We start from the raw sequence: 17,748 nt of genomic DNA, 5'->3' as shown, positions 1-17,748 counted from the left end.
CCGGTGCATCGCAGTGCTCCGGCTCAGGGTTCGCGCAGTGCGCGCCGGGCGAACAGGCCCAGCGGCTCGAGCAGGTAATCCAGCAGGCTGCGCGGCGCGGTGGTGATGAACACCTCGGCCGGCATGCCCGGCTGCAGCCGCAGGCCGGGCTGGCTGGCCAGCGCCTCGGGCCGCACCGTCACCTGCGCGACGTAGCCGGGTGCGCGGCCGCGCGGATCGGCACCCGGCTCCACACTGGTGTCGGGCGACAGTGCGCTCACGTTGGCGGCCAGCAGGCGTGTGCGGCGGCTGTCGAAGGCCGTCAGCCGCACTTCGGCGTCGCTGCCCAGGCGCACGTGGTCGATGTCGTGCGGGTCGATGCGCAGTTCCACCACCAGCCGCTCGTCGGTGGGCGCGATCTCCAGCAGCGTCTCGCGCGGCCCGACCGCGGTGCCGACCGCACCGACGCGCAGCGCCATCACCGTGCCGTCCACCGGCGCGCGCACGGTCTGGCGGTCGGCCTGGTCCTGTGCCGGTCGCAAGCGGTCGTCCAGTTCGCGCAGGCGGGCGGTGGCGTCCCTCAGTTCGTCGGCGGCGCGTTGCTGGTAGGCGCCGCGGGCCTGCGCCATCGAGTGCTCCAGCGCGCCGACCTGCATGCGGGCCTCGGCCAACTGGCTGCGGATGGATTCGGTGCGGCCCTGCGCATCGGCCACCGCGCGCTGCATGCCCAGCAGCCGCGCGGGTTGCACGAACCCGGCGTCGACCAGCTCGCGCTGCACGCCCAGCTCGTCGCCGGCCAGCTGGGTGGCCCGGTCGGTGCTGGCCAGCTGGGCCTCCAGCGCGGTGATGCGCGCGTGTGCATCGCGCTGCTGCGACTGCAAGGCGGCCAACTGGTGCACCAGGGTCTGGCGCCGGGCCTCGAACAGCGGCTGCTCGCGCCGCAGGGCGTCGCCGCCATCGGCCAGCCCGGGCGGCGGGGCGAAGCTGCTGGCCAGTGCCAGTTCGGCACGGCTGCGGGCCACGCGCAGGCGCTCGGCGTCGGCGGCCTTGCGCTGCAGGTCCAGCGTGGCGTCGGTGCGCACGTCGCCCACCACCAGCAGCGCCTGGCCGCGCTGCACCGCTTGCCCGGGCCGCACCAGCAGCTCGCGCACGATGCCGCCTTCCTGGTGCTGCACCGGTTTGCGGCCCAGCGTGGCCTGCACCTGGCCAGAGGCCACCACGGCACCGGACAGCGGTGCCCAGGCCGCCCAGGCACCCACCAGCGCACCGGCCAGGGCCAATGGCACCAGCACCTGCGCCTGCAGGCGGCGCAGCCCCGTGGCCGGCGCCGCGGCAGGCCCTGGCCGCCGCATCAGGTCGGCCAGCGTCGCGGTCGACATCGAAGAAGTTGCGTTCGTCATGGGGAGGCTCCGGGTCGGGTGGGGTGGGATCGGGATGCCTCAGGCGCGGGCGGCGGCGTCCGCCGTGCCGGCCGGCCAGTCCGGTGTCGCGGAGGCCGTCGCGCCGGGCCGCAGCGGCGTCACGTTGTGGCCGGCCAGCTGCGCCAGCACCGCGTCGCGGGGGCCGTGCTGCACCAGGGCGCCATCGCGCAGCACCGCCAGCGTGTCGGTGTGGCGCATCAGGGCAGGTCGGTGCGACACCAGCAGCACCGTGGTGCCGGCCCGTTTCAGCGCGGCCAGGGCGGTGGCCAGGGCCTGCTCGCCGTCGGCGTCGAGGTGGGCACTGGGTTCGTCCAGCACCACCAGCCGCGGTTGGCCGTGCAGCGCGCGGGCCAGGCCGATGCGCTGGCGCTGGCCGCCCGACAGGGCGTGGCCCTCGTCGTCCAGCACCGTGTCGTAGCCCTGCGGCAAACGCATGATCAGCTCGTGCACGCCGGCCAGCCGCGCGGCGGCCACCACCGCGGCCAGGGCCTCGTCGGTGTCCACCGGCGCCAGGCGGGCGATGTTCTGCGCCACCGTGCCGCCGAACAGCGCCACGTCCTGCGGCAGGTAGCCCACGCTGTCGGCCCAGCAGGCGTCTGGCCACTGGGAGACCTCCAGTCCGTCCAGTCGCACCGCGCCGGTCTGCGGCCGCCGCAGGCCCAGCGCTGCGCGCAGCAGCGTGGTCTTGCCGGCACCGCTGGGTCCGATCAGGCCCAGGCACTCGCCTGGCGCCACCTGCAGCGACAAGGCCTTCAGGATCGGCGCCGGCGCACCTTCGGCCAGCAGACCCACGCGCTCGAACTGCAGCGCGCCGCGCGGCGTGGGCAACCGGGGCGCGGCCAGCGTCGATGGCGCCACCGGCTGCTCGCCCAGGCGGCGCCAGGCGCGGCGCACGTCCAGCAGGGCACGCCAGCCGGCGATGAGGTGCTCCACCGGTTGCAGCGCGCGGCCCAGCAGCACCGTGGTGGCCACCATGATGCCGGGCGAGGCGTGGCCGGCCACCACCAGCCAGGCGCCCAGGCCCAGCATCAGCACCTGCACCGCCTGTCGCAGCGCGCGGCCCAGCGCCGCCAGCGTGCCGGCCAGGCCGCCGAGATGCGCCTGGCTGGCCTGCGCCTGCTGGTGCAGTTGCTGCCAGCCAAGCAGCGCCTGGGCCTGCATGGCCATGGCCTGCAGCGCTTCGGCGTGGCGCAGCAGCCGGTCGATCTGGCGGCTGGCGCGTTCGGCGTCGAGGCCGGCCTGCGCGCTGCGCTGCTGCAGCAGGCGGTCGGACGCCCAACCCAGCGCGAACAGCAGCATCGCGCTGCCGGCGGCGGCCCAGCCCAGCACCGGGTGCAGCGCATGGATCACCAGCAGGTGCACCGGCAGCCAGGGCGCATCGAACAGGGCCTGCACCGCCGGCCCGGCCAGGAACTGACGCAGCCGGGCAACGTCGGACATGCCGGACAGCCGCGCAGGCGCCGTGCGACCGTGGGCGGCGTCGTCCAGCGCGGTGGCCAGCGCCGGGCCGGCCAGCGCGTCGTCCACCGCCTGGCTGGCGCGGGCCAGCAGCCGGCCGCGGGCCCGGTCCATCGCAAAGGCCAGGCCCAGGGCCAGCAGCGCGAACAGGCTCAGCATGACCAGCGTCTCGAGGCTGCGGCTGCTGAACACCCGGTCGAAGACCTGCAGCATGTACAGCGCCGGCACCAGCAGCGCCAGGTTCAGCAGCAGCGAGGCCAGCGCGGCCATCGCGATGAAGGGTCGTGTCGTCGGGGTCAGCAGCCAGCGCATGTCGGGTCTCCGCGTGGGGCCTGATGCGGCGGGTGCCGGTCAGGTGGCCTCATTGCAGCGGAGCGACGGTTGCGCGGCGACGCGGCCAGGCGGCCGGTGCGCCTGCACGATGCAGACGATGTGCAGACGATGTGCAGACGATGTGCAGACGATGGGGTGGCGATGGGCAGACCGGGGCGGCGGCAGGTCTGCGGGCGCCGCGTCATCCCGTTCGATGACGCGGCGCGGCGGCGGGGTGCCGCGTCAGGGCATGGCGTGCGCGCGGTTGAAGCGCACGCAGGCCGGGATCAGCGCCGGCCGCAGGCCCTTGAAGGGCCGATGGCGGTGGTACTCGATGATGAACTGCACCCACGCCGTCTGCTTCAGGAAGTCGATCACGTGCGGCTGCACCGCAGGCTTCAGGCGATCGGCGTCGGGCTGCAGGTAGAACGGCGAGCGCCAGTCCCACAGGCCGGTGAGATTGGGGTCGGGGCACAGGATGTTCATCGACAGCTCTCGGCGCGAGAAGTCCCAGTGCACGCCGGGCGCGATCCACGGCACGCCAGCCTCGCCGTAGACCTTGATGCCGTCCAGCAGTTCGCGCAACTGCCGCGCCGCCGCCTGCACGGCCGTCGGGTTGACGTCGAAGCCGGTCAGCTCGTGCGCCAGGCTGCCCAGGTCGGTGAGCTCGTCCGGCGCCTCCAGCCGGACGGGCGTGTGGGTGTCGTACTGCTGCGCGCGGCGGATGGCGCTGCGGATCTTCTCGGCCACCTCGCGGTGCTGGTCGGGGCCGCCGGCGGTGAGCGCATCGATCATTGCCTTGGCCAGCGCATCGACGCCACGGGCGATCGGCGCCATGCGGTCCAGCGCCACCACGCCGCCCACGGTGGGGTGGTGCGACTTCTCCTGCAGGATGCGGCCGTTGGCCTCGACCAGCCAGGTGGCCAGCTGCCGCGTGGTCGCGCTGTGGCGATGTGCCTTGAGCTCGGCGAAGGCCCGCGCGTAGGCCTCGCCGGCGGTGAAGAAGTTGTAGTTGGCGTAGCCGGCGGCGAACTCGGCCAGCGGCGAGACGGTGTGCAACACCTCGACCGACAGGTTGAAGCAGCTGTTGAAGTAGATCACCCCCAGCCGGTTCGACTGCCCCTTCATTCCGGAGGCGATGGCCTGGCCCAGTGCCCAGGTGGACATGGGCAGGTGGCTGGTGGGCAGCAGCGGCGAGCCTGTCGGCAGCAAGGGCGAGCCTGTCGGCAGCAGCGGTGATCCGGTCGGCAGCACGGGTGCTCCGCCTTCGCTGCCCAGGTGCCATTCGAAGCTGCCGTTGTCGGTGAGCTGCGCGGCGGTGAGCACGCGCCGGTCGATCTCGGGCAGGTAGCCCGCGCCGTGCCCTTCCAGGCCCAGCACCAGCGCCGTGCCCGGGTGCTTCTCGCAGGCGTGACGGATCAGTCCGCGCAGCGGTTCCGCCGCGTCCATCTGCTGCTTCCAGCGCGAGGTGATCGTGGGTCGCGCCGCGTGGGCTTCGAACTCCACCAGCCAGGTGCTGTCGTCGATCAGGTCGACCAGCGCGCACACGTGCACCCCGCAGGCCGCTACGGCGGCCAGGTGGCGCAGCAGCGGGTGCCTGTCGAGCGGTCTGATGGCGCTGTCGGGGTAGCCGCTCAGGTCGGCATCGCTGCCGTAGGGCGCGTACACCACCAGCGTGATGCCTCGCGGGGCGGGTTTCGTGCCGGGTCGTGCAAAGGTCAGTCGGGCCAAGGGCATGATGTGGTGCTCCGGTAGCGGGCGGTGGTGGAGGCCGGTCGGCTGCCCGCCCGCCGTCCGCCCGGTCGGCTTGCAGGCCGCGCCATGTCGGCGCCAGGACACACTACGTTGCCGACGGCTTGCATTGACACGCAGGTTTTCGCCGGGCATCGTCTCCCACGCTGGACGATCGTTGGATGATGCAAGAACCCGCCTCGCGCCGCCCCCCTAACTTGTTGGCAGCAGCCGTTGAACCGGCATCCCTCCACCTGAGGATGGCGGTGCCCGAGGCACTGTTGACGGCGTTCCTGGCCGCCCATCGCAACGGCGCGCTGGCAGCGCTGCTGCAACAACGGCCGCGCCTGGTGCGCCGTTGCGCGCACCGCCTGCTGCCGCCCTTGTGGCGCGTGGGCGGCGACGCCGTGCCGCCCGATGCCGACGCGCCGCTGGCGTGGCAACTGCTGCTGCGTGCGCTGCTGGCCGAGCTGCGCCCGGACGGGCAGGTCGGTCTCGGCGGCATCGACGAGGCCCTTTGGCTGCAACCCACGCCCGACTGGCGGGCCCTGTTGGCACTGGCCAGCCACCAGGGCCTGCTGGAGGTGCCGTCCCTGCCCGCCCACTACCGCGCCCAGCCCACCGACGCGCCGGCCGATCGGCTGTGCGGCCTGTGGGACGTGGCGCCGAGCACCTTCTACCGCAGCGTGGACCGCGGCCGGCGCCTGCTGGCCCAGGCCCTGGCGCGGCCGCTGCACGGGCCGGGGCTGCTGAAGCGGCAGCGCGCGCTGCAGGACGAGGTGCACGCGCTGCTGGGCCACGGCGGTGCGGACGCCCGGGTGGCCTGGCACCGCCGGCAGGCCGCGCGTGCGATGTCGGCGCAGGACGGCGTGGCGGCGCTGTGGCATGCCTTGCACGCCGCAGACGCGGCCGGCTTCATCGTGTGCCTGCAGCGCTTCGCCGTGCCGCTGGCACGCCACCCGGACACCGACATCCTGCTCCACGAGGCTGCCGCCCTGCCGGCCGATCCTGCACAGCAGGTGCAACTGGCGCTGGCCGAGGCGGCGCTGTGGCGCGTGCGCGGCGACGCCCCGGCCGAGTGCCAGGCCTGCGAGCGTGCGCTGCGCCTGGCCCACACGGCCGGCGATGCGCTGTTGCTGGGACGCGCCTTTGGCGCGTTGGGCCGCCATCACGAGGTGCGCGACCCCGACCGCGCGTTCGCCTGCTTCCAGGACAGCGCCGACCACCTGCGCGAGGCCGGCGTGCCCGACACCGCCGCGCCGGCCGACGGAGCGCTGCTCGACGAATGCTCGAACACGTTAGTTCGCCTGGCCTGGTGGTACCTGCTGCACAACGACCCGCGTGCCGGTCCTCTGCTCGAGCGTGCGCAGGCCCTGCACGACCACAGCCCGCGGGCCCTGGAGGCCCAGGCGCTGCTGGCGCAGACCTGGGGCGAATACTGGCGCCGCAGCGGCCAGCTCAGCCGGGCGTTGGAGCACAAGTACCGCGCCCTCCATCTCTACCAGCGGTTGGGCGACCAGCAGGGCCTCCTGAAGACCCATGGCAACCTGGCGCTCATCCACGGCGAGGCCAAGGACTTCGCCAGGGCCATCGAATGCTCGAAGCACGTGCTGGAAATGGCCGAGCACTTCGCCGTCGAGCCCGAGACCGTGGCCGCCACGCACCTCAACCTGGGCGCCGCCTACTTCTGGCAAAGCCGCTGGGATGCCGCCATCGCGCACTACGAGCAGACGCTGCAGCTCGCCGGCCGGGCCCAGCTTGGCGTGCTCGTCTGGCGCGCCCACTACAACCTGGCCGAGGCCTACTACAAGCGCTTCCAGGCGCTGGACCGTGCCGACGACGAGCTTCAGGGCGATGCCCACACCGCGGCCGCTCTGGCGGCGTGGCCGGCCCAGGGCGACGCGGCGCCCGCCGAGGCCGCCCGGCGCCTGAAGCGCGACATCCTGGGCCCGCGCGACGATGACAACCTGGATCGCCTGCTGCCCGGTGAATTCGCCGCCCACTTCCCGGAACTGCTGGCCGTGCAACGGCAGCGCGCGGCGCTGGCGCTGCCGCTGCCGCCCGAGGAGCAGGTGGCCGCCCACCTGGCCATCGCCCGGGCCTACCTGGCGGTGTCGGTGAAGGAGCGCGAGGCTGCGGTGGCGCTGATCGAGCGCCATGGCCTGGGCGACCGCTTCAACGCCGAGTTCGGCCAGTTGCAGCAGACCTTCGCGCACGCGCAGAGCCGGCAGCAACGGCTGGCCGAGCGGTGGCGCCAGCAGGCCGGCGACCTGCTGGCGGCGCCGGCCCGCGCCGCGCTGCTGACCCACCTGCTGACCGACGGCGCGCTGAGCAAGAGCCTGTGCGCGCCGCTGTGCGGCGTGGGCCTGGCCACCGCCTCTAAGCTGCTGGGTCAGCTGGCCGCGCGGGGCCTGCTGGTGCAGGAGGGCCGGGGGCCCAGCACGCGGTACCAGTTGCCCGAGGACGCCTGAACGCGGGACGGGCCGCCGCGTGCCCCGTCCTCGGTGAATTGATCGCCCGGTGGGGCGACACACCAGAAACCCGAACCCTGGCGCTCGTGCCAGCCCCCTTTCCGCGTCCATCGCAGTGCCGCACGATGCAGTTCGGCGGATTCCTGCCGCCGACGTGGCCGCCACACCGCACGGTTCACAAAGAGGCGGTCCAAACCTGCACGGGCCATCAGAGTGCCAGCACCCCCCATTCGCGTCTTCGTGATCGACAAGCAGCCGATGTTCCGCGTCGGGCTCATCGGCACCCTGTCGGCATGCACCGGCTTGGCCGTGGCCGGTGAATGCGACGACTTCCACGACGCGCTTCAACTCGCGCCCGCGCTGTCGCCCAACGTCGTCTTCCTGTGCTCGACGGGCCATTCCGGCGAGGAACTGGTCACCCAGGTGCGTACCCTGAGGACGCAGCTGCCGCAAGCTCAGGTGGTCGTCGTGGCCGACTCGCTGGACATGGACACGCTGCTGCGCGCGCGCGTCGCCGGTGTCGCCATGTTCCTGACGCGCGCTGCGTCGCCTCGGGACGTGATGCTGGCCGCGATGGTCTCCTGGCACGACCTGTCGGGCGCCGCGCCGCGGTCGGGTCCCAGCGCGCGCCCTGCCATCGACAGTTGCGAGATGGGTTCCGACCTCACCGCGCGCGAGCGTGATCTTCTCCGGTTGATGGCCCTGGGCTTGTCCAACAAGGACATCTCTGGCCGACTCGGCATCGCCATCCCCACCGTCAAGTACCACATTGGCAACGTCCTGTCGAAGCTGGGGACGGACAACCGCACCGGCGCCGTGCTCGCGGCGTTGCGCAACAACCTCGTCTGCCTCGAGTAGCGACCGGCCTCGTGCCGTGCCAACGGAGCGTCGCCGCATCGCAGGTCCTGCGCGCCAGAAACCCGAACCGTCGCGGAGGAGGAGGCCCCATTTCGGACGCCAGGCCCTGCGGACATGGTCCCGGCCAGGCCGGCGACCCACAGAGGCGCATCGATCGACCGAGGCCGCCCGCACGCGTCCAGGCCATCCAGCCCACCCGGAGCCACCGGGTACCGCACGCCCTTCTCCAATGCCCACCGCGACGCTGCAGCAGCCCTCGTCGTCGCCGCAGGGCCCGCATTGGCCGCTGACGTCGACATCGCCGGGGGTCGCCTCACCGTCACCGGGTCGGTCTTTGCCGGCACCGTGATCCGCGCCGACCACCGGGACGCGGAACTGATCCCGGCGCCCAATGCGGCTCTGGTCGGCATCACCGGTGCTGGCGTGGGTGGCAAGAACCAGGACGATGGGAACCTCAATTTCGGCCATGGTGATGCGGTATCGCGAGCGCTCAAGGGCCTGATCGAGTTCGCCTACCGGCGTGACGGCCTCGGGGCCGTGGCCCAGGCACAGGCCTGGCATGACGTCGCCCTGAGTGACGGAGGTCGCCCGTTCGGCCACCTGCCCAATGGCTACGCCGCGGGTGCACCGCTGAACGACGGTGGCTTCGCCTCCCGATCCAGGTTTTCCGGCGTCGTGGCGGGCGACGTGTACGCCTTCGGCCACGCCGAGTTGGGCGGCCGCTCGCTGGACTGGAAGGCCGGGCTGCAGAAGCTCGACTGGGGCAGCCGTTTCACCACCCCGGGCGGCCTGGGCGACCTGTCACCGCGCGATCAGAACGCCGCCCGCCGTGCCGGCGCCTTGCCCGAAGAGGGGCGGATCCCCGTCCCGGCGGTGAGCGCGCGGGTCGCCGTCACGCCGTCGACCACCGTCGATGCCTTCGTGCAGGCCGGCTTCCGCGCCTCGGCGCTGCCTGGCTGCGGAACGTTCTACTCCGCCAACGATTTCGTGGCCGGCGGCTGCGACAAGGGGCTTCTGGGGGTGGGTTCCGATCCGGCGTCGATCGCGGCAGGCACCTTCCTCAAGCGGGCTGGCGACGTCATGGCCTCGGATTCGGGTCAGTACGGCCTGGGCCTGCGCCAGACGGTCGACGCCATCGGGGCCGAACTGGGCGTGTACGTGGTGCAGTTCCACTCGCGGGTGCCTTACCTCGCCGCGATCAAATCGCTGCGCACTGGGGCGCCCTTCGTGCCCAGGGATCCCGGGGGCCTGAATCCGCAGTACTTCGTGTCCTACCCCGAGCGCATCCGGGTGCTGGGCGTCACGCTCGAGCGGAAGCTGCCGGCCGGCACGGTCCTGGCCGAACTGACCTACCGTCCGAACCAGCCCTACCAGTACAACACGATCGACCTGCTGAACGCCTTCGCGTCCGCCGCTGGTCCCACGCCATTGCGCGCCGCCGTCACCGCACTGGCCGCAGGAGCCCGGTTCGACGCCTACGAGCGTCACAAGGCCGTGCAACTGAACCTCGCGGTCGTGCATGGCCTGCCGGCCCTCCTGGGCGCGGCCGGGGGCAACGTGGCCGCCGAACTGGCCATCAAGAACGTGCCCGATCTGCCCGACCCAGCGGTCATGCGCTTTCGCCGGTCCGACGTCTACGGGCAGGCGCCGGTGGGCGCGTCGGCATGCCCGGCCACGGCTGGCGCCAAGACTTGCGCCCTCGACGGCTACGTGTCGGCCAACGCCGTTGCCTACCGCCTGCGCGCCGGACTCCGCTATCCCGGGACGCTGGCCGGGCTCGACGTCACGCCGAGCCTGAGCTTCGGGCACGACCTCAGTGGCTGGTCCGAGGACGGGTCGATCAACGAAGGCCGCCAGTTCGCGGTGCTGTCGTTGAAGGCCGAGTACCGCAAGGCCTTCGTTGCCGAGTTGGCCTGGCAGCCCACCTGGGGCGGCGCCTACAACAACACCAAGGACCGCAGCACGGCGTCGCTGTGCCTGGGCTACCGGTTCTGAGGGCGCCAGGCGGTCGACGGACCCATGCCACCACCGAGCACGCGCCGGGACACCTGCACATGAGCACCACCATGCGAGCCCTGGCCTGGGTCGCGGGCCTGGGCCTCGCCTTGGGCCTGGCACTCAGCCTGTGGGTCGAGCGCCTGGCGCGCGACGACGGCGGCGTCGGCCGCCCGACCCATGGCGCCTACACCTGGCCTGCGCCGGCGTCCGGCGAACCGGGCGCCGGCGGTGCCATCGGCGAGCGGTCCGACGACGATCCCCGCGCACGCGCGCTGCCGCAAACCCCGCGCGGCGGGCCCGTGCCACGTGCCGACGGCTACGTGATGGGCAGCCTGGGCAACGATTTCATCCTGCCGCCGATGCCGCCCGAGCGATCGACCGACATCGCGCGCCGCGACAACGTGTTCGCCAACAACGCCATCAGGAACTGCTTCTGGCCCGGACCCAAGCTGCGCACCGGCTACTACACGACCGACCCGGACGACTACGGGCTGGAGAACCAGTTCCCGGACATCGGCAACACCTTCAGCACGGCCTGGTTCCGGATTCCGGCGGGCGGCAGGATCGTGATGAAGGGCGAGTTCCCGCACCTGCGGCACTGGAGCTTCGTCACCTACACGGCAGACGGCGTGCCGCGCGACGGCCTGGCCGACGTCGAGATCCATCCCGACCCGGGCTCGTCCAACCCCTACCGACGCGGCGTGCGGCGCGACGTCGACCTGCGCCGCTACACCCTGTCGATCGTCAACGGGAATCCCCCTGACCGCAGGCCGCGGAACACGATCTACACGCTGGCCGAGCCCGGCGACGCCATCGGCATGCACATGCGCAACTACGTGCCCGACCGCAGCATCGACTGGACCGGGGGCGTCGGCGTGCCCGAGGTCGAGCTTCACCTGGCCGACGGCACGGTGCTGAAGGACGCGCAGGCCTGTGCCGCCACCCATGCACCGCTGCGCGGCAAGCAGGTGCCGCTGACGGTGTCCAAGGGCCTGTGGATGGCGCTGAACAGGCTGCCCTGGCGGCCGGCCGATCGCACACCGGCGCGTGATTTCGACGTGGCGCCGATGGTGAAGTTCTACAACCGCGAGCACCTCATCCTGCAGACCTTCTTTCCGGCCCTGCCCAGCGACGCCCTGGCCGTGGAGAAAGGGGGCTTCTGGAGCAACCCGGCGACCCGCTACGGGTTCACCTACCTGAGCCAGGCCTACGGCAAGGTGTACGTGGTGCACGGCAGGATGCCCAGCACCCCGAGCACGTGGCATGGTGACGGCGCACCGATGGCGCACGACGCCGACATGCGCTACTGGTCGCTGTGCACGTCGACGGCGCCGCCCGTGGGCAACACGGTGGACTGCGTCACCGACGAGAACGTTCGGCCCGTCATCGACCGGCGTGGCGCCTTCAACGTGGTCGTCTCGCGTGCCCCCGACCGTCCGGCCAATGCCACCGAGCACTGTGGCGTGGTGTGGATGGAGTACGGCAACGGTGACGGCATCCCGGGCGGTTCGCAGGATTTCGGCGTCGTCATCAACCGCCACACCCAAGTGAACCCGGGGTTCAGCCACAGCTGGTTCGACGTCAGGCAGGGACATGGCGAAGCCGAGGCCATGGGGCCCTACTTGCCGCATGTCATCAACCTGCGCGACAGGGCGCGCTTCGAGGCCCTGGGGTGTCCCGTGGACACCGAGCGGCTGGCAGCGATGGCCAGACCGTAGCGGCGCCGCGCGACTCCCGCCGGACCCATGCACACCATCCCCGCAACAAGGAAACACCCATGACCTCGTCCCCGATCGCCCGGCTGGCGGGCACCCTGGCGGCCTGCGTGGCGACGCTCGCGCCGCCGGTCTCGGCCCAGATCATCGCGCCGGATCGGCTGGCGGCAGACGCCGTGCAGGCCGTCTCCGCCGGCAAGGACCCGATCCCCGGTCCGCGCAGCTGCTTCTGGTCGCGCGGCCCGGCCAGTGGCGACCCCTACCTCAACATCGCCTACCCCGACACCGCCACGTTCTACTGGGCGGCCACCTTCACCGTGCCGCAGGGTGCCAGGCTCAGCATCGAGGGCCGGTTCGCGCACTCGCGCTACATGTCGTTCATCAGCTACGACGAAGCGGGCCGCCCGATCGAGTCCGTGGCCGACTACCTGATCAAGCCGCTGGCCGGCTCGGTGAATCCCTTCCTGCCCGGGGGCCGACCGCAGTGCGGCCCGGCGGGACTACAGCCTCGACGTCGTCGACGGCCGTCCCGACCCTAAGCAGACCACGGGCATGAACCTCGTCGGCCAGACGCGCGACCGACTCCACACCCCACGGTACGGTACTGCCCCGGGGCAGCAGGTCATCCTGTACCGCATCTACGTGGCCGACAAGGGCACCGACGAGACCGCTGGCGCCGGCCTGCCCGTGCCGGTGTTGACGATGCCCGATGGCAAGGTGCTGAGGGGGGCCGAGACGTGCACCGCGCTGCGCACGCGCCAGCCCCTGCAGCTCGACCCGGCGGCGATGGCCGTGCCGATGAACAAGTACCACGAACTGCTGGCCGCGGCGGCCAGGTTCTCGCCGGTCCATCCGGCGACGAACCCGCCCACCTGGCACCAGCAGCTCGATCGCGACGCGCTGTACGGCATCTACACCGGGACGCCACCCAAGGCCGGCGCGCGCCGCAGCGAAGGCGGCTTCTACCCGAACCTGGACAACCAGTACATCCGCGCCATCCTGAACCGCAAGCTGGGCAAGGTGTTCGTGGTGCGCGGCAAGGCACCGACCACACCCAGGACCGTCAACGGCGAGCCGACGATGGGCAGCGGCGACCTGCGCTACTGGTCGTTCTGCTCGAACCAGGGCTTCGCCAACACACGCGTCAACCAGTGCGCGCACGACGAGCACGTGCCGGTCGGCCCCGACGGCTTCTACACCATCGTGGTGAGCCGTGCCGCCGATCGCCCGCGCAACGCCATCCCCCAGTGCGGCATCGCCTGGCTGCCGATGGCCGACGACGGCGACGGGGCCGTGGACGCGGACGTGACCGTGCTGCAGCTGCGCCACATGCTGGGGGGGGGATCGGCGAGTTCAAGCACGCCGTGCAGAACATCCGGCAGGTGGGCGATGAGGCGAAGGACATGGGGGCTTACTTTCCGCAGGGCCGCTACATCAGCCCTTCGGCCTTCGAGATCGCCGTGCCCTGCCAGTTGGAGAAGCGTTGACCACCCCGGTGGCGCGTGTCGCGACACGGGTACCGGGCACCCCTCGGGACACGCCATGGACCTGACCGACCTTCGCCTGGCGGGCCCCCTGCACGCCGCACTCGCCGCGCAGCGCCAGGCTTGCCTTGGCGCACCCGTGCCCGGCCTGCGCGAGCGCACGACGGACCTGCGCACCTTGCAGCGGTTCATCCGCGAGAACAAGGCCGCGCTGTGCGACGCCGTCAGTGCCGACTACGGCCATCGCTCGCGCCACGAGACCCTGCTGGCCGAGATCGCTCCGGCCATCGACGGCATCGACCATGCCATCGGGCACCTGCGTGGATGGATGACGCCGCAGCGCCGAAGTGTCGACTGGCGCCACTTCTTCGGTGCGTGCAACCGCGTGATCCCGCAGCCGCTGGGCGTCGTGGGGGTCATCGTGCCGTGGAACCTCCCGGTCAACCTGAGCCTGGTCCCGCTGTCCAGCATCTTCGCCGCCGGCAACCGCGCGATGGTCAAGATGAGCGAGCACTCGCGCCACCTTGCCGCGCTGCTGATCGAGCGCATGCCGGGCTACTTTCCACCCGAGAAGCTTCGCTTCTTCGACGAAAGCGGCGGCGTCGGCGTCGAGTTCTCCAAGCTGCTGTTCGACCACCTGCTGCTCACCGGTTCGGGCCGCACCGGGCGTGCCGTGATGGCTGCCGCCGCCCGGAACCTGTGTCCGGTGACATTGGAACTCGGCGGCAAGTCCCCGGCCATCGTCTGCGAGGGCTTCCCTCTGAAGGTGGCGGCCGAACGCATCCTGTTCGTGAAGTGCCTGAATGCCGGCCAGATCTGCACCACGGTCGATCACGCGTGGCTGCCCCACGGGCGCATCGACGAGTTCGTGCAGCTGGCGCGCGAGATCGTGGCCCGGCGCTACCCGCGGCTCGACAGTCCGGACTACACGTCGATCATCGATCGCAGCGCCTTCGACCGACTCGTCGCCGCGCTGGAGGAAGCCCGCTCGCGTGGCGCCACGCTGGTGCCGCTGCTGCCCGGCCCGGCCTGGGACGCTGACACGCGCAAGATCGCGCCGCACGTGGTGCTGCACGCGCCCGAGGATTGCGCGCTGATGCAGCAGGAGATCTTCGGTCCGATCCTGCCGCTGCGTGGCTATGCCCGGCTCGACGAGGTGGCGGCCAGCATCAACGCCGGTCCGCGCCCGCTGGCGCTGTACCCGTTCAGCCACGATCGCCACACCGTGCAGATGCTGCTGGATCGGGTGATGTCCGGCGGCGTGTCCGTCAACGACGCGCTGTTCCACGTCGGGCAGCACGACCTGCCTTTTGGCGGGGTGGGTGCCTCCGGCATGGGGCACTACCACGGTCGCGAAGGGTTCGAGACCTTCTCCAAGATGCGTCCCGTCTTCTACCAGGCGCGATTCAGCCCGCTGCAGGTCCTGTGGCCACCGTACCGCAGGCTGGCCGATCGCGTGCTGGCCCATCTGACCCGGTGAGGCGCCCCGCCTCGACTTGTCCGGCCTGGTCGCGTGGCGGAGGCCATGAATCAGGTCAATCGGGCTGCGCCGTCGCCGGGTAGACTGGCCTCGAAGGTGCCGTGCATGGGCCCTTCGCCGGTGCGGCGGCGCGCCATGATCGGAGGCCATCGCTTGAACCACGCACGATCCACCGGCCCCACGCCGGCCGCCGCAGCAAGCGCAGCCGGGAATCGGGTTCGCGTGCTCATCGCCGACGACAGCTTCCTCATCCGGGAAGGCCTGCAGCAGGTGCTTGCGCTGGCACCTGCCGTCCATGTGGTGGGGGCGCATGCCGACGCCCCGTCGCTGCTGGCGGCCGTGGATGCCGACCCGCCCGATGTCGTGGTCACCGACATCCGCATGCCGCCGACGCAGACCGACGAAGGCATGCAGATCGCCGAGCGATTGCGCCGCACGCACCCGCGCCTGGGGGTGGTCGTGCTCAGCCAGCACGAAAGTGCGCAGTACGCCGCCGAACTGCTCGCCAGCGGCGCCGCCGGCCGAGGCTACCTGCTCAAGGACCGCATCCACGACCTCGATCACATCGTCTCGACGATCACTGCCGTGGCCGCCGGCGAATGCCGCATCGACACGCGCCTGATCGACGAACTGGTGTCACGCCGCCGACAGCGACAGCATTCGCCGCTGCAGGACCTGACCCCGCGTCAGCGCGAGATCCTGGCCGACGTCGCGCAGGGCAAGAGCAACCTGGCGATCTCCCTCGATCGCCAGCTCACGCTGCGGGCGGTGGAGAAGCACGTCAGCGAGATCTTCGGCCGGCTCGGGCTGGCGAACGACGAGACCATCAGCCGCCGTGTGCACGCCACGCTGCTGTTCCTCGCGCAGCGCGAGGCATGAGCGGCCTCGGCGCGCCGGGCGCGGCTCTCGAAGCTCGCAGCGCGGACGTCAGTCCGGTGAGGCAGCCGAGGCGCCGACGACTTGGCGTCGGTGACCCTTGGACGGAGAGCTCCGAGGTGCGCCGCAGGAGGATGGACCGGTGACATCGAACCTGCGCGATCGGCTGCTGCTGGGCCTGCCAGGTCTGGCGCTCGCGACCGTTGTCGTGACCGTGATCCTGGAGGGACACGACGCCGAGCGCTTGCTCAACGCCGCGCAGGCGGGTCTCGGGTTGCTGATCGTGTGGGGTGTGGCCGTGGCCGTGCAGGTGCGCTATCCCGACCGACCGATGGGCCGGCTGCTGTTCGCTCTGGCCACGATCTACGTGCTGCTGGCGTTCCAGGCCTCGCGCAACCCCGTGTTGTTCACCCTGGCGCGAGCGTCACGTCCGGCGGCAGAGGTGCTTCTGGTGTGGATCATGCTGTCGTTTCCGAGTGGCCGCCTGTCGGGACGGTTGGAGCGCACGCTGGTCATCTCGGCGGCGCTGGCCGTGCTGCTGTTGTGGGTGCCCAGCGCGATGCTGTCGGCGCAGTTCCCCATTGCGGGGCCCATGCTGTTGTGCCGCGACGATTGCCCGCGCAACGTGCTGTTCGTGGCCGAGATGCCCGAGCTCGCACGCGCCCTGAGCCTGTCGTTGCGGGTCGTCGGCGCCGCGGTGCTGATGGCCACGGCGGCCGTGCTGTTCAACCGCCTGCGACGGGCCACGCCCCTGATGCGCCGTGCGCTTGCGCCCTTGCTTCTGGCCTCCATTGCCCGCGCCTCGGTGACGGCCATCTTCCTCGTCGGCAGCGGCGCCGGCAGCCGGCTCGCCTTCACGGCAACCTTCTTCGCCGTTCCGCTGGCCATTGCACTGGGCTTGCTGCGCGGGCGCCTCTACACCGCGCGTGCGTTGCAGAGACTGGTGAGCGGGCTGCGCGAACGGCCCGACATGCACGAACTGCGGCGCGTCATGGCCGACGCGCTGGGCGACGATTCCTTGAAGATCGCCTACTGGATCAAGGACCGCGACCAGTGGGTCGACGCCGAAGGCCTGCCGCTCGCCCTGCCGTACCCGTCCTCGGAGCAAGGTCGCGCGGCGACGTTGGTGCGCGACAGCGCGGGGCAACCCGTGGCCGCGTTGGTGCACGACGTCGCGTTGCTCGAAGAGCCGACCCTGGTGGAATCGGTCGCCAGCACCATGCTGGTGGCGCTGGAGAGCCACCGGCTCGAGGCCGAACTGAAGGCCTCGAGTGCCCGCACCGCGTCGGCCGTCGAGGCTGAGCGCCACCGCATCGAACGAGACCTTCACGACGGCGCGCAGCAACGCCTCATCGCGCTGCGCATGAAGCTCAGCGTGACCTCCCGCCTGCTTCAGCAGGACCCCCGGCGCGTGGCCGCGCTGGTCGACGAGATGGGCGGCGACGTCGAGGCCGCGATCGCCGATCTGCGGGCCTATGCCCACGGCGTGGTGCCGCCATTGCTGCTGGAACGTGGTCTGGCCTTCGCGCTGGCCGAAGTGGCGCAGCGCTCGCCGATACCGACGCGAACGTCGTTCGGCGACATCGGCCGCTGCGATCCCGCGATCGAGCGCGCCGTCTACTTCTGCTGCCTGGAGGCCCTGCAGAACGCCGCCAAGCATGGCGGCCCGGCGGCGACGGCGCAGGTCACGCTGCAGCGCATTGCCGACACGCTGCACTTCAGCGTCGAGGACGACGGTGTCGTGTCTGCAGGCACCGCGCGTGCCACCGGCGGGCAGGGATTGGCCAACATGCGCGAACGCATTGCCGCCGTGGGTGGGCACCTGGCCATGCAATCGCGGCCCGACCGGGGTTTCCAGGTGACGGGCTCGGTGGTGATGGCCGGCCCCGACGCCGCGCGCATCAGGCAGTCAGGGCTGTAGCGCCCCGTCCGCGATCGGCGCGCCGCCGTCGACATGGCGGCGCG

The 17,748-nt window shown here is 71.6% G+C and carries 11 protein-coding genes; 8 read left to right on the top strand and 3 right to left on the bottom strand.

From position 1 onward, the window contains the following. Positions 1-23 precede the first annotated feature (23 nt). The 3 genes from EOINJALH_RS24280 to EOINJALH_RS24270 all read right to left on the bottom strand — a co-directional run bounded on the left by EOINJALH_RS24280 (position 24) and on the right by EOINJALH_RS24270 (position 4,907). Positions 24-1,379, bottom strand: coding sequence for an HlyD family type I secretion periplasmic adaptor subunit (locus EOINJALH_RS24280; protein WP_088285001.1), 1,356 nt, complete (start codon positions 1,377-1,379; stop codon positions 24-26). Positions 1,380-1,418: 39 nt separating this feature from the next. Further along, positions 1,419-3,170, bottom strand: coding sequence for a type I secretion system permease/ATPase (locus EOINJALH_RS24275; protein ID WP_088284999.1), 1,752 nt, complete (start codon positions 3,168-3,170; stop codon positions 1,419-1,421). Positions 3,171-3,413: 243 nt separating this feature from the next. Beyond that, positions 3,414-4,907: a hypothetical protein gene (locus EOINJALH_RS24270; protein WP_088284998.1), complete on the bottom strand. Its 1,494-nt coding sequence runs from the start codon at positions 4,905-4,907 to the stop codon at positions 3,414-3,416. Positions 4,908-5,167: 260 nt separating this feature from the next. Here EOINJALH_RS24270 and EOINJALH_RS24265 point away from each other — a divergent pair, with 260 nt between their 5' ends. From EOINJALH_RS24265 to EOINJALH_RS24230, 8 genes are all read left to right on the top strand, one after another. Further along, positions 5,168-7,372 carry a tetratricopeptide repeat protein gene (locus EOINJALH_RS24265; RefSeq protein WP_144290147.1) on the top strand — a complete coding sequence of 735 codons (2,205 nt, stop codon included), beginning with the start codon at positions 5,168-5,170 and terminating at the stop codon, positions 7,370-7,372. Positions 7,373-7,585: 213 nt separating this feature from the next. Further along, positions 7,586-8,230 (top strand): LuxR C-terminal-related transcriptional regulator, encoded by a 645-nt coding sequence (locus EOINJALH_RS24260; RefSeq protein WP_144290146.1) that lies wholly within the window; start codon positions 7,586-7,588, stop codon positions 8,228-8,230. 114 nt (positions 8,231-8,344) lie between these two features. After that, complete coding sequence (locus EOINJALH_RS24255) at positions 8,345-10,225, top strand: DUF1302 family protein (RefSeq protein ID WP_088284992.1); 1,881 nt, start codon at positions 8,345-8,347, stop codon at positions 10,223-10,225. A gap of 59 nt (positions 10,226-10,284) precedes the next feature. Then, a complete protein-coding gene (locus EOINJALH_RS24250) occupies positions 10,285-11,946 on the top strand; it encodes a hypothetical protein (RefSeq protein WP_088284990.1) in 1,662 nt (553 codons plus the stop codon). A gap of 59 nt (positions 11,947-12,005) precedes the next feature. Further along, the gene (locus tag EOINJALH_RS24245; RefSeq protein ID WP_088284988.1) at positions 12,006-12,482 is read left to right on the top strand and encodes a hypothetical protein; all 477 of its coding nucleotides are present in this window, start codon (positions 12,006-12,008) and stop codon (positions 12,480-12,482) included. A gap of 13 nt (positions 12,483-12,495) precedes the next feature. Further along, positions 12,496-14,907: a coniferyl aldehyde dehydrogenase gene (locus EOINJALH_RS32920; RefSeq protein ID WP_234414012.1), complete on the top strand. Its 2,412-nt coding sequence runs from the start codon at positions 12,496-12,498 to the stop codon at positions 14,905-14,907. A 45-nt stretch (positions 14,908-14,952) separates the two neighbouring features. Next, positions 14,953-15,786, top strand: a complete 834-nt coding sequence (locus EOINJALH_RS24235) for a response regulator transcription factor (protein WP_199873471.1) — start codon at positions 14,953-14,955, stop codon at positions 15,784-15,786. A 139-nt stretch (positions 15,787-15,925) separates the two neighbouring features. Continuing rightward, entirely contained in the window at positions 15,926-17,704 is a 1,779-nt protein-coding gene (locus EOINJALH_RS24230) for a sensor histidine kinase (protein WP_088284986.1), read from the top strand. The last annotated feature ends 44 nt before the right edge of the window (positions 17,705-17,748 follow it).

This window comes from Ideonella sp. A 288 (assembly GCF_002198735.1).
Taxonomy (GTDB): domain Bacteria; phylum Pseudomonadota; class Gammaproteobacteria; order Burkholderiales; family Burkholderiaceae_C; genus Pseudaquabacterium.
This window is presented reverse-complemented; position numbering and strand designations above follow the sequence as displayed.

Bases quoted from the DNA above. Each gene is read 5' to 3' on its own strand.
- EOINJALH_RS24245 (WP_088284988.1), top strand. From the start codon at position 12,006: ATGACCTCGTCCCCGATCGCCCGGCTGGCGGGCACCCTGGCGGCCTGC.
- EOINJALH_RS24255 (WP_088284992.1), top strand. From the start codon at position 8,345: ATGGTCCCGGCCAGGCCGGCGACCCACAGAGGCGCATCGATCGACCGA.
- EOINJALH_RS24250 (WP_088284990.1), top strand. From the start codon at position 10,285: ATGAGCACCACCATGCGAGCCCTGGCCTGGGTCGCGGGCCTGGGCCTC.
- EOINJALH_RS24235 (WP_199873471.1), top strand. From the start codon at position 14,953: ATGAATCAGGTCAATCGGGCTGCGCCGTCGCCGGGTAGACTGGCCTCG.
- EOINJALH_RS24280 (WP_088285001.1), bottom strand. From the start codon at position 1,379: ATGACGAACGCAACTTCTTCGATGTCGACCGCGACGCTGGCCGACCTG.
- EOINJALH_RS24270 (WP_088284998.1), bottom strand. From the start codon at position 4,907: ATGCCCTTGGCCCGACTGACCTTTGCACGACCCGGCACGAAACCCGCC.
- EOINJALH_RS32920 (WP_234414012.1), top strand. From the start codon at position 12,496: ATGAACCTCGTCGGCCAGACGCGCGACCGACTCCACACCCCACGGTAC.
- EOINJALH_RS24275 (WP_088284999.1), bottom strand. From the start codon at position 3,170: ATGCGCTGGCTGCTGACCCCGACGACACGACCCTTCATCGCGATGGCC.